Origin of the sequence: Gracilibacillus sp. D59 (genome assembly GCF_052246695.1) — a bacterium.
Lineage (GTDB): Bacteria > Bacillota > Bacilli > Bacillales > Amphibacillaceae > Gracilibacillus.
The window spans coordinates 143593-155951 of the sequence record NZ_JBQQCK010000008.1 but is presented as its reverse complement, the minus strand read 5'-3'; the positions used below and the strand labels follow the sequence as shown (position 1 = coordinate 155951).

The 12359-nt window shown below is 35.5% G+C and carries 8 protein-coding genes and 1 pseudogene; 4 read left to right on the top strand and 5 right to left on the bottom strand.

The features are described 5' to 3' along the window. The first annotated feature begins 160 nt into the window (after positions 1 to 160). Positions 161 to 1672 (top strand): glycine betaine uptake BCCT transporter, encoded by a 1512-nt coding sequence (locus ACTWP4_RS14700; RefSeq protein WP_443129534.1) that lies wholly within the window; start codon positions 161 to 163, stop codon positions 1670 to 1672. A 94-nt stretch (positions 1673 to 1766) separates the two neighbouring features. On the opposite strand, the gene ACTWP4_RS14695 is transcribed toward ACTWP4_RS14700, so the two are convergent. Genes ACTWP4_RS14695 through ACTWP4_RS14680 form a run of 4 tightly spaced genes read right to left on the bottom strand, consistent with a single transcriptional unit; the run spans position 1767 to position 8316 of the window. Further along, on the bottom strand, positions 1767 to 3341 hold the full coding sequence (locus tag ACTWP4_RS14695; protein ID WP_443129533.1) for an FMN-binding glutamate synthase family protein: 1575 nt from the start codon (positions 3339 to 3341) through the stop codon (positions 1767 to 1769). A 14-nt stretch (positions 3342 to 3355) separates the two neighbouring features. Further along, positions 3356 to 5842 carry a cbb3-type cytochrome c oxidase subunit I gene (locus tag ACTWP4_RS14690; protein ID WP_443129532.1) on the bottom strand — a complete coding sequence of 829 codons (2487 nt, stop codon included), beginning with the start codon at positions 5840 to 5842 and terminating at the stop codon, positions 3356 to 3358. 42 nt (positions 5843 to 5884) lie between these two features. Beyond that, entirely contained in the window at positions 5885 to 6589 is a 705-nt protein-coding gene (gene coxB / locus ACTWP4_RS14685) for a cytochrome c oxidase subunit II (protein ID WP_443129531.1), read from the bottom strand. A 14-nt stretch (positions 6590 to 6603) separates the two neighbouring features. Then, positions 6604 to 8316 (bottom strand): pyruvate oxidase, encoded by a 1713-nt coding sequence (locus tag ACTWP4_RS14680; RefSeq protein ID WP_443129530.1) that lies wholly within the window; start codon positions 8314 to 8316, stop codon positions 6604 to 6606. Positions 8317 to 8566: 250 nt separating this feature from the next. Between ACTWP4_RS14680 and ACTWP4_RS14675 the strand changes: the two genes are divergently transcribed. The 3 genes and pseudogenes from ACTWP4_RS14675 to ACTWP4_RS14665 all read left to right on the top strand — a co-directional run bounded on the left by ACTWP4_RS14675 (position 8567) and on the right by ACTWP4_RS14665 (position 10328). After that, positions 8567 to 9022 carry a GNAT family N-acetyltransferase gene (locus ACTWP4_RS14675; protein WP_443129529.1) on the top strand — a complete coding sequence of 152 codons (456 nt, stop codon included), beginning with the start codon at positions 8567 to 8569 and terminating at the stop codon, positions 9020 to 9022. Between the two features lie 63 nt (positions 9023 to 9085). Then, positions 9086 to 9604: a GrpB family protein gene (locus ACTWP4_RS14670; protein ID WP_443129528.1), complete on the top strand. Its 519-nt coding sequence runs from the start codon at positions 9086 to 9088 to the stop codon at positions 9602 to 9604. A gap of 153 nt (positions 9605 to 9757) precedes the next feature. Beyond that, positions 9758 to 10328, top strand: a pseudogene (locus ACTWP4_RS14665) (GNAT family N-acetyltransferase). A gap of 151 nt (positions 10329 to 10479) precedes the next feature. Here ACTWP4_RS14665 and ACTWP4_RS14660 read toward each other — a convergent pair. Beyond that, entirely contained in the window at positions 10480 to 12342 is a 1863-nt protein-coding gene (locus ACTWP4_RS14660; RefSeq protein WP_443129527.1) for a beta-L-arabinofuranosidase domain-containing protein, read from the bottom strand. Positions 12343 to 12359: the final 17 nt, after the last annotated feature.

Sequence of the window (12359 nt, the reverse complement as noted above, 5' to 3'; positions counted from 1 at the left end):
CCAACAAGCCATGATTTTACGATTTAACAATAAAAATCAATAATAAATGAGAAAAGATCATATGTAACATAGCTACCATAAAGATTAGCTACTTTTTACATTAAATAAGAAAAAAAGAGAATACTAATATATATCGTTAACACATGTAGGGGGTAATCTAATGAAACAACGTTATGTAGTGTTTTACATATCAATATGTATACTTTCTTTGCTCGTTATTGCCGGAATTATTATTCCTGACGCATTAGACAAGATCACATCAAATATTCAGGCTTTCTTTTCTGATGCATTTGGATGGTATTATCTTATACTGGTCACGGTTGTTCTTGTTATCTGTCTATATTTATTAATTTCACCTGTTGGTCGTATTAAGCTTGGAAATCAGGATGAAAAACCGGAATTTTCTAGGCCGACTTGGATTGCTATGTTATTTAGTGCTGGAATGGGGATAGGGCTTGTTTTTTATGGCACATCAGAACCAATTAGTCATTATGCAATTAGTTCGCCTACTGGTGAAATAGGCACGGATCAAGCTATAAAGGATGCACTTAGATTTACTTTTTTTCATTGGGGGATTCATGCTTGGGCTATATATGCCATCGTTGCTCTAGCAATTGCATATTTTCATTTTAGACATAATGAATTGGGTTTAATAAGTGCAACTTTACAGCCAATTTTCGGTGATAAGGTGAAAGGGAATACAGGTAAAGCTATTGACATCTTTTCTGTATTGGCAACTGTTTTGGGTGTTGCAACATCGCTCGGATTTGGAGCAGTTCAAATCAATGGTGGTTTGTCATATCTATTTGAACTATCTACAAGTATTTGGATACAATTTATTATTATTGCCATTGTTACAGTACTATTTTTAATATCGGCATGGTCTGGATTAGGTAAAGGAATAAAAATATTAAGCAACGCTAATATGATTTTAGCCGGTGTTTTATTTTTGCTTATGTTTCTATTCGGTCCAACGTTATTTATTTTAAATTTATTCACTAATACGATTGGTGCATATATTCAAACGTTACCACAGATGAGCTTTAGAATTGCACCTTTAAACGAAGACATTCGTGGCTGGATTAATGGATGGACAATTTTCTATTGGGCCTGGTGGATTGCATGGGCACCATTTGTCGGAATCTTTATTGCCCGGGTTTCTAAAGGTAGAAGTATTAGGGAATTTGTTTTTTTTGTACTACTAATACCTTCAATCGTTATTTTTTTATGGTTCTCAACTTTCGGAGGTTCAGCAATTTCACTAGAACATAATGGTATTGCTGAAATATCAAGCTTATCTGCAGAAGAATCGTTATTTGGCGTCTTTTCGCATTATCCATTGCCCCTACTAACATCTATTATTGCAATCGTGCTAATTGGCTCATTCTTTATTACATCTGCTGATTCAGGAACATATGTATTAAGTATGATGACAACAAATGGGTCACACTCTCCCGGCAATAAAATCAAATTCACATGGGGGATTTTACTATCTGCAATAGCAATAGTGCTTCTATATACAGGCGGTCTTCAAGCATTAGAAAATATGATGATTATTGCAGCATTACCGTTTTCTGTCATTATCGCTTTAATGGCGATTAGCCTATTGAAGGCATTACGAGAAGAAGCAAGAGTACTTGGAATAGGGCGGATTAAAAAAAGAAAGACATAATGTAATAAGCTATATAGTTTGTACAGAAAAGTAATTTAATTTTCCCTTATAAATAAAGCACCATCTTTCTATAGGAGATTGGTGCTTTAGAATTTTAGTAACTATCTATTTTCTTTTCTCGTATAGAATATTCTTTAAACATTGAATGATAAACAATGTGCTCTCGTCTGAATTTTGTTGGACTGTCTAAGCCTGCAACCGCTGCTAAATCAAATAAATCTTGTCTTAAAGTTACAAGATAATTGGCTACACGGTACTTTTTTTCTTCGATGGAAAGAGCTTTTTGCAATTTTTTATCCGTAGTAGCCACTCCAACTGGACATGTGTTGGTATGACAAACCTGTGACATAATACAGCCAATACTGATCATAAAACCTCTCGCAACATTAATAAGATCCGCTCCCAAACATAACGCCATTGCGATTTTATTAGGTGTCAATAATTTGCCCGAAGCAATTATTTTTGTTTGATCTCTTAGTTTATATTTTTGAAGGTATTCATCTACCAGAGGAATAGCGGAGAATGCCGGTAAACCAACGGAATAAGCTAGTGCATAATACGATGCTCCGGTACCACCTTCACTGCCATCTACTGTAATGAAATCAGGAACGATATCAATTTCGGCCATTGTTGAGATTAATAGATCCACTTGATTTTCATTACCTACTACAATTTTTATCCCTATTGGTTTCCCACTAAATTCCCTCAGTTCATCAAGAAACTCAAGAAGCTCTTTCGCAGTGTCTATGCCAGGAAATCGGTTTGGACTGTTGATATCTTTCCCAATTTCTACTTTGCGAATTTCAGCAATTTCTTCGGTTATTTTTGATCCATCTACATGTCCACCACGGGTTTTTGCGCCTTGCCCCAGCTTTAATTCAAATCCTTTGATCTGTTCAATATTAGCTTTTTTGCTGAACTCTTCCCATGAGAAATTACCATCTTTATCTCTCACACCAAAAAAGCCTGGGCTTATTTGCATGATGATATCGACATCACCTTTCATATGATACGCTGAAATACTTCCTTCACCAGTGTTCATCCATGAACCGCCCGCCATTCCTAAGCCCATGGATAAAGCAGAAATGGCATGTTCTCCTAATGAACCGTAACTCATGGCGGACTGCCCAATGATCCCTTTTAAACGAAATGGCTGACGTGTATGTTTTCCTAAAACGACACACTCCTCATTCGGTAAATATGCAGGAGAAATTTCTGTATTATTCCGATGTTCTTTTCGACTAAAGAGCTGCTCTTGATCAATTTCATAAAGTCGTGTTTTAATCTTCGGTAATTGTTCGATTTTCAATTCTTCTGTTTTTTTAGGAAACATGTTATTAACTAAATAGAGCCCATCTTTTTCAAAGTTTCGTTCCGCACCGTAACCCATCATACTAGTATTATATTTGCCTGCTTTAACAACAAATTCAAATTCTTTTCGGTTAAAAGGTTTGCCTTCCCGATCATTATTAAATAGATATTGTCTCAGTTCTGGCCCCATCTTTTCTAAAATATATCTCATTTTTCCTAACACTGGATAGTTTTGTAGTACAGAATGTTCTTCCTGTTTAACATCATGTATATAGATTCGAAATAAAAATAAACCTGGGAAAATAATTATAAAAATAAACAAAGCAACTAAGGTAATTATAATCCAATTTTCAGTCATGCCTTTTACCTCCATCATAGTATATATGGTAAATACACAATTAAAATAATTAAAATCCAGATGATATCTACGAAATGCCAATAATATTGAAAGATTGTTTGTTTTTCATGATAGAGAAAATCTGGAATTTTTTTCACTTTGTGTTGAATGAATAACTGACAGAGCCAGCCTAATCCAAATAGAACGTGCGCCCCGTGATATCCTACTAACACATAAAAAGACGAAAGAAATCCATTTTTTGAAATCGTATAGCCTTCCTTCCAATATTTGAGAAATTCATGAACTTCTGAGCCAATAAATAATATACCGAGTAAAAAGGTTAAGAGAATACCAATGTAAAACTTATTGTAATTTTTATTGGACATACCTTTTTCGCTATAATGAAGCGTTAAGCTACTTGATAATAGAAATAGTGAAGATATAATAATTGTCCTAGCTTCAAATACTTCTGATGGATGTGGATCTGTACCTGCAGGTGTAAATAGAAAATAGGTAGCAAATAGGATGATAAACATGGTTGCATCTATCACTAAGTACAGATAAAACCCTAGACGTTTGTCCTTAAATAAAGTCATTAGATCTTCTTTACGTATATTCCTTTTCTCATAAACTTCTATTCTCTTATCCTTCCAGGACATATAAATCATCGTTGCAAGAGTTACCAAACCTATGGCTAAACTTGCCATAAACCATTTATAAATCATGGTTATACTAAATAAAAACAATAGTGTAGCAAGTATACTTGGTAAAACACTTGTTGTTGAAATCGGTTCAGGTCTACTATTTTTAGTAGTTGATAAGGACTCTTTGTTCATTTTAGCTTTCCAGAAAGGGTCTAAGCTACCCACGACTGGTGCAGGTGTAAATATGTTTTCTGTTGGTGGGGAAGAGACTGACCATTCCAAGGTACGGCCATCCCATGTGTCAGCTATAACATCCTGTTGTGATCTATGCGTTTTAAAAATATTCCAGGCAAAAAACACCATTCCTATTCCCATAAGAAACGCCCCGATTGTACTGATTGCGTTAAATAAAAACAAACCATCTCCTGGAGCATAAGTGTATACTCTACGTGGCATCCCTTGAAGACCTGAAAAATGCATCGGTAAAAAGGTTAAATGAAAACCAATTATAAAGAGCCAAAAATGCCACTTACCTAATCTTTCATTTAATTTTTTTCCTATTATTTTAGGATACCAATAATAAATACCGGCAAAGATACCTAAAATAGTTGCCCCAAGTATGGTGTAATGAAAATGCCCGACAACAAAGTAACTGTCATGAAATTGGAAGTCGGCTGCAGGAACTGCCAGCATAACACCAGTTACACCCCCCATGACAAAGGATGGGATAAAGCCAATCGCAAATAACATCGGTACGGTTAATTGGATCCTGCCACCTTTAATGGTAAATAACCAGTTAAATACTTTGATACCTGTAGGAACAGCAATCATCATCGTTGTAATAGCAAAAAAAGTATTGACCATAGGCCCTAAACCAACGGTAAACATATGGTGAACCCATACCATAAATCCTAAAAACCCAATTAAAATAATCGATAAAACCATGGAAGCATAACCAAAAATAATTTTTTTCGCGAAAGTTGAAATCACATCTGAAAATATCCCAAAAGCTGGCAGTGCTAAAACGTATACTTCGGGATGACCAAATATCCAAAATAAATGCTGCCAATATACAGGATTCCCCTCATTTGCACCAAAAAAGCTAGTTCCAAATAAGCGGTCAAACATAAGTAAATACAACGCAACAGATAAAGCACTAAATGCAATAATAATCAAGACGGAAGTAACTAGAGTACTCCATGTGAATAAAGGCATTCGAAACAGTTTCATTCCTGGAGTCCTGAAACGGATAATGGTCACAAGCATATTAATTGCTGTTAACAGTGTCCCTAAACCGGATATCTGGATACCGAATATGTAAAAACTGTTACCAGGACCCGCAGTAAAAGTATCCGTACTTAATGGAGCATAGGCGGTCCAACCGGCATTTGACGGTGTCGCTAAAAAAAAGGACAAGTTAAATAAAATTGCACCACTAAAAAATAGCCAAAAACTTAGCGAGTTCATAATAGGGAAAGCTAAATCTTTTGCTCCAATTTGCAACGGTACGGCAACATTCATTAATCCAATCAATAATGGCATTGCTACAAAAAAGATCATCATGGTTCCATGTGTTGTAAACAAGCCATTATATTTATCTTGTTGAAATACCCAGAAATCTAGTTGAGGTGCAGCAAGTTGTGTACGAATGAGTAAAGCATCCATACCGCCTCTAAAGAAAAAAATGACACCACTTATCAAGTACATAATTCCTATTTTACGATGATTAGATGTTGTAATATACTCTAACAACATACCCCATTTTTTCTTTTTGGTTAGATAGAGGAATAGACAACCTCCAAGTATAAGTGAAAAAATCCAGGCAGCAATAACATCTGAATTCTGATATAAGTTATAATTGGTTAGATCAATATTCATATAAACCCTTCTTTCACTTTTGAAACTTATCTCTAGATTGTTCTATTTTTTATTTAACCAACTACTAAATGCATTGTCAGAGACTACATGTGTTGTAAATCTCATCCTTGTATGGTTTGTACCACAAAATTCAGCACATTTTCCTTGATACGTTCCTTCTACCATATTTTTAATTTCCATCGTGTTCTCTTTATGTGGCAACACGTCCACTTTTCCACCTAAAGATGGAATCCAAAAGGAATGAATGACGTCTTTTGATTGCAGATGAAATACAATCGTTTTATCTTTTGGAAGATACAACTTATCCCGAGAGACCTTCCCGTTATCATAAATGAATGACCATGAAAATTGCTCAGCTTCTACTTGAATATGAACTGTATCATCCTTACTATTTCTTTCATAATCCTTACCATTTGGCGATTGTGAATAAGTTGCCAAAACGGTTGGTACCGCTAAAATAGTAAGCAACAATATTGGGATGATTGTCCATGTCCATTCAAGTTTTTTATTTCCCTTGATTTGTTCTGGAATGTCATTATTATTATTTTTGTCACGATATTTTCGAACAAATTGAAAAAGCATTGCAAATACAGTGATCAAAACTATCACCATAATCATAAAACTAAAATAAATTAAATCGGTTTGTGTACTAGCTGTCTCACTTTTAGGATTTAGTACCCGAATGTCACAAGCACTTAGAAAACTAATCAAAGTCGTTAGAGAAAGAATAAATTTAAAATTTCTCATTTTACCAAAACTCCTTAAAATAACCGCTTAAGAATGGTTTTAAGTGAAGGCATATCCCATTCTCCTTCATTTTCCTTCAATTTTTTCCAAAGATGTTTGGAGTAAGAAAGGGCTTGATCCCATTCTATTTTTCCCGGTAATGGGGCACGATCTTCGATTTCTACATCAATAATAGTAGGTAAGTTTTGATTTTTCGATGCTTGCAATGCTTCTTCCAACTCTGTCGTGCTTTTGACTTGAAAACCATTTCCACCACAAGTAGCAGCAAATTTTCCAAAGTTAAAATATTCTAAATCTGTCTGATAGGGAATGTTTCCGAGCAATTCTTGTTCGTATTTAATCATGCCGATTTTTTCATTATTGAAAATAATAACTATAATTGGCAATTGATACTTTACAGCCGTTAAAAAGTCCTGCATTACCATTGAAAAACCTCCGTCACCACAAATTGCGATGACTTGCTTTTTTGGTTCCTTTAATTTGGCAGCAATAGCACCTGGCAAACCACACCCCATCGTAGCTAACCAACTTGAGATGATGAGTTGCTGGTTTTTCATTCTTAAAAAGCGAGCTGTCCAAGATGTTACATTCCCTACATCGACAGATAATATTGCGTCATCTTCGATATATTGGTTTAATGAATGGATTACGTCTGGTCCTTGAAGATTTTTATTTTTATTCGTAACAATTTCATCGATATGCTTCCACCAGTTCTTCATATTTTCCTGGCAAGCTCTAAGAAATTCACGGTTATTTTTATAGGAGAGCTGTTCATTAAATCTATATAATACATCTTTTGCTGACCCAATTAATCCAACATCCACTGGATACCATTTACCTATATTATTTGGATTTATATCAAGTTGAATAGCCGGAACATTTTCTGGGAGAAATTCTCTATATGGAAAAGCTGTTCCGATTAATAACAACAAATCTGTTTCTTGCATTGCTTCATAGGCCGGCTTTGTACCTATTTGGCCTAAGTTCCCTATATTTAATGGGTGTTCATCCGGCAATAGTCCTTTACCTCGTAGGGAGACAACAACTGGCGCCGCAACCTTTTCAGCAAATTCCGCTATTTCTATTCTTGATTCGAGAGCTCCTTTCCCTGCCAAGATAACTGGTTTCTCCGCCTTTTGTATGAGTGAAACAGCTTGTTTGATGCTTTCTTTATCAGGAAAAAGATTATAATCAGATGTAATAGATGAACGTAAGGCGGTTTTTTTGATTGACTCATTGAACACATTATCAGGTATTGTAAGGACTGCTACACCTTTTTTATTCGAAGCTTCTCTAAATGCTTGTTTTATTAAAGGAGCCATTTGATCACCTGAAGTAATCCGTCGATTAAAAACAGCTACATCATCAAATAACCTTTCCAAATTGACCTCTTGAAAATTGTCCGTACCTAGTAAATGATGTGAAATTTGTCCTGTAATAACCACCATTGGAGCATTGTCTTCCTTGGCGTCATACATACCATTTAATAAATGAATGGCACCTGGACCACCAATAGAGACACAAACTCCAATGTTTCCTGTAAGTTTCGCTTCTGCTGACGCAGCAAGTGCAGCTACTTCTTCGTGTCTTACTTGAATGAAGCGAATACGGTTTTTGGATTTACGTAGCTCTTCTATAAAATTATTTACTGAGTCTCCTGGGTAACCATAAACATGATGAATGTTCCAATCATGAAGCATTTCAATCAATATTTCTGAAGCCTTCATTTAATCAACTCCTGTATTCAGCTCTAAATATTTCGTAATCTACAAATCTCTACCCATTTCAATTTGTACTAAACATAAACCTAGGAAGGTTCAGCACTCATGCTGCATCTATGTGAAGAAACGGAATATAAAAAAAGGCGGTACATACTTTATTGTTCTTCGAATGTATAGTGGAGTAATTAATGCGAAGGATCTAAAAATGATTTAATATTGAATAGCATATAATGAATTTTTAAAAGGGGGAGACACAATGCAAATTAGAAAGTTAAATAGAAATGAAATACCTCCAATAGAGTTATTATTGTTGGCTGATCCTTCCCGAATATTAGTAGAGGAATATCTGAAACGCGGAGAATGTTATATAGCTGAGAGAAATAATAAAATAATGGGAGTATATATTCTGCTCCCTACAAAAAAAGATACTATAGAATTAATCAATATAGCTGTTTTTGAGCATGAGCAAGGAAAAGGTGTTGGAAAACAATTAATCATGGATGCGATTCAAAGATCAACAGTAAATGGCTATAAAACTATCGAAGTAGGAACAGGCAATTCCAGTATCGGACAGTTAGCTCTATATCAAAAATGTGGATTCAGGATTACAAGTGTAGATCGTGATTTTTTTGTAAGAAACTATGAGGAAGTTATTTTTGAGAATGGGATTTGGTGTAGGGATATGATTCGGTTATCGCAAGATTTGGAATAATAAGGCTGAGTTTTGCCCCTAGAACTACCCTAAACATACAATAGGTTAGGAGGGAAGAAATTTATGAGGAAAGTTGAAGTGTGTCCATATAATAAAGATTGGCGATTAATGTTTAAGAAAGAGGTTGAAAAGCTCCAAACCATTTTTAATAAAGAAATGGTAACCATCCACCATATTGGGAGTACCTCTGTTCCAGGTTTAAAAGCGAAACCAATCATCGATATTATGCCTATCGTGAAAGACATTACTAACGTAGGTAAATTCAATGAAGCAATGCAAGAGATTGGTTATAACCCTAAAGGCGAAAACGGTATCACAGGACGAAGGTATTTCCAAAAAGGTGGAGACAATCGTACTCACCATGTTCATATTTATCAGGTGGGAAGCTCTGAAATAAAGCGGCACTTGGCTTTTCGAGATTATTTACTAAATCATCCGCATGAAAAGAAGAGATATGGTGACTTAAAAGAGAGTTTGGCACAACAATTTCCTTATGACGTTGAATCATACATAAATGGAAAAGAATCTATGGCAAAAGAAATAGAAGGTAAGGCACTTGAATGGTATAATCAAGTCAAATAACAGAATGGTATAAAAAGCGAGTCTCTCCTATAAATTAATGTTATAGTTAGATTGAGAATATAAACGGAAAGGTGTGATGTCTTATGATGAAATATTTAATTGAAAATGCCAATTTAGAAAATTTCGAAAGATTAATTAAAAGGAGATGTCACATTGGTATTAAGTAGCAACAAATTTGAAATTACTTCAGAAACAGAAAGACTTGTTATAAGACCCTTAACGAAACAAGATTACGAGAATTGGCTGAATGAATTTGAAAATAGATTTCCATCTCAACACAGGCATGATAAAGGAAAAATCGATATGAGTGAATGTACCGTTGAATGGTTTTCTAATCTGGTGGATAAACATCGGAAATTAGCTTTACTAGATGATGGATATATCTTTGGTATATTTAGAAAAAAAGAAGGTATTCATTTAGGGATGGTGGACTTTTCCATTTTTGCAAGAGATGAGTTTCAGTGGGGAAGGATTGGCTACACTATTCACAATCAATATTGGAGAAATGGGTTATGGTAAAGAAGCGGTGACAGAAGCTTTGAATATCGCGTTTCGTGAATTGAATTTGCACCGAATAGAGGCCCATATAAATCTGGATAATGCGCCATCTAAGAATTTAGCTGAAAGTGTAGGGATGGAGTTTGAGTGCAAAAGAAAAGGATTTATTTTTGAGTTTGGTGAGTGGACGGATAATCTGATATATTACAAAAATTTTAGTGAATAAGGGTATAAAAGAACGGTTGTTTAATGGGGAACAATCGTTTATAACAGAATCCCCGTATCAACGTAAAAATGATACGGGGATTTAATTTTAATACTGGCGATAGCCCAAAATTTAAAAATCTGGACTAAATCAATAGTTAAAAGTAACATGATTAATTATTCAAAGTAGGAAATTCTGCAATTCGTAATCTTGCACATCCGTAAGGGATTAGCTCAATATTTTCTTCGTAAGCATGGCTATATACTTCTGGATTAAGTGGCGGTTCACCTGCAGAATTATTTTCCATTAACCAGTTACTTATTTGCTTTCCTTTGGCAAGAATTTTAATTGGTGCGTCCAAATCGAACGGTTGCTTATTGATAGCTTGTTCTTTGACTAGGAACTCCGATTGACGCATTAGTCCAAACTGCCAAGCTTTCTTAGGGTATATTTCCCAATCATGAAATCTTTCTCTTTTGTTCATACAAATCCATTGTTCTCCAAGCGAAAGCGCATAGACTAATGGACCACGTTGGACACTAACAGCCCCATTATTGTGATCATTGAACATGATATCCATTGGTAAAATTACTTCAACGGTATCTAGATTGGACCATTGCCGCTCGATGATGGCAAATTGATTTTCTGTACGATAGTATTGCTCTTTTCCATTAACTTTTATAAGCATATGCTTACACCAATTTGGAACACGTAAATACAAAGGAAAATGGACGCTATTTTCTACGTGTACTTTGATGTTAACATTCTCCCGGAAAGGATACTGACTATCAATATTTAATGTAATAGGTGTTCCATCGGCAACTGTTGTCGTTGTTTGACAAGGGATATAAGATATAGCTGCTAATCCCCCATCATTTGTAGCCATCCAGGCACTTGAAGTAAATTTTGGCCAACCTTGGTGCATATTTGCAGTACAACAACCGAAATTAGGTTTTAAACCAAACATGTTTGAATCAGGTGCATTTACCCAAGGACGCTGTGCTCTATTACATAAGATTTGATTAACTTGTTGATCATATTGATGTGAGTCCCAAGTTGGGGAAATAGCTGCAGGAAGAGCATTAAAAGCAACCTTTTCCAATATATCACCGAAACTACCATCCCCAAGTATTCTGATTAAATTTTCCATGCTATACATGTATTCAACAACCGCACATAATTCCACGCCTTGGCTTGGGTGTGTACCAGACAGCCATTCGTCACCAGAAAACATGCCGTGTGCCTGCCCATGATAGGTCATTAAGCTTTCTATACCTTTATAGACAGCATTCTTTTCCCATTCGTTATCCGTTTGTCGATAAAAGACAGCGGGTGTTTTAATTCCCATCGCAACATTTACAACATGTGTCCGATGATCCCATTGGTTTTGTTTACGCCAAAAAGGAAACTTTTCAAACAAAGAGCTCCAATCGGTAGTTTGCTGGCGGACTTTTTCAGCGAGTGTAAGAAGTTCAGGATTTTCTGTTCGTTCATACAGCCAATGAATACTTAGTAATAAATCTGCACCTCTTGCTTCCATCCATTCTTTTAAAGGATATTGATCCAATGCGTTTTGAAGATATTGAAAGTAACGAGTTAAAAAAGGGATAACTCGTTCATCTTTTGAAACTTCTTCGTATTGTGTTAATACTTTGAGCATAATCGCTTCCTGCCACCAGTCCTGATTGTCACCTAAAACCTCATTCAATTGAATCAGATTATTAGGACCGAAAGAGCCATCTTCTTGCTGGCTGTTTAGTGTCCATTCGATCCAAGGTTGTACTTTTTCAATTAGCTGGTTATCTTCTAAAAGATAGGCTAGTGGAAGGAGGCCATCTAAATAGTATGGCCCCCGTTCCCAACTGTCTCCAGTTCCTCCTAGCCAACCATTATTAGGGCCAACATCTTCCCAATGTTCATCTAAGTGACCAGTAAATCCGTTAGCTTGTATTTGTAATTGCTCCCGCAGCCACCCTTTAGGTTTAATACTCCCTAAGTGTAAAGAAGTTAAGACAGTGTCCTTAAGTGAATTCATTTATCCAATCCTCCTCG